The sequence below is a fragment of the Enterobacter cloacae complex sp.6700776 genome (genome assembly GCF_048284255.1).
Lineage (GTDB): Bacteria > Pseudomonadota > Gammaproteobacteria > Enterobacterales > Enterobacteriaceae > Enterobacter > Enterobacter intestinihominis.
On record NZ_JBLVYK010000239.1, the window covers coordinates 1 to 284 of the forward strand.

Below are 284 nucleotides of genomic sequence, written 5' to 3' on the forward strand. Positions count from 1 at the left end.
GGCATACACTTATGGTGCCTGACAAAAACGAAATTTTTGAAACCTTTTTATGATTGATCTCAAACCTTCCATTAACTTTTGGCATGATTTTAAAAGTAACCAGCTTGCCGGAATGTGGTTATTTTTGGGGTCAAGACGTTCCTTACAGATCGTACATCCCTCTATTCTTCAGCTCATTGTTTGGGGAGTATTAGGTGGGTGTACCAACTCACTTTATAGTTGGCTTGTTGCCGGTCAAATTGGCGACTTCAACTCACAAGGTCTAATAGGATACGCACTTTGGC

The 284-nt window shown here is 40.8% G+C and carries 1 protein-coding gene; it reads left to right on the forward strand.

Translation table 11 applies throughout. From position 1 onward, the window contains the following. Nucleotides 1-49 precede the first annotated feature (49 nt). Nucleotides 50-284, forward strand: a 235-nt coding sequence (locus ACNQ0T_RS24055; RefSeq protein ID WP_417930478.1) for a hypothetical protein, incomplete at its 3' end; no start/stop codon positions are given.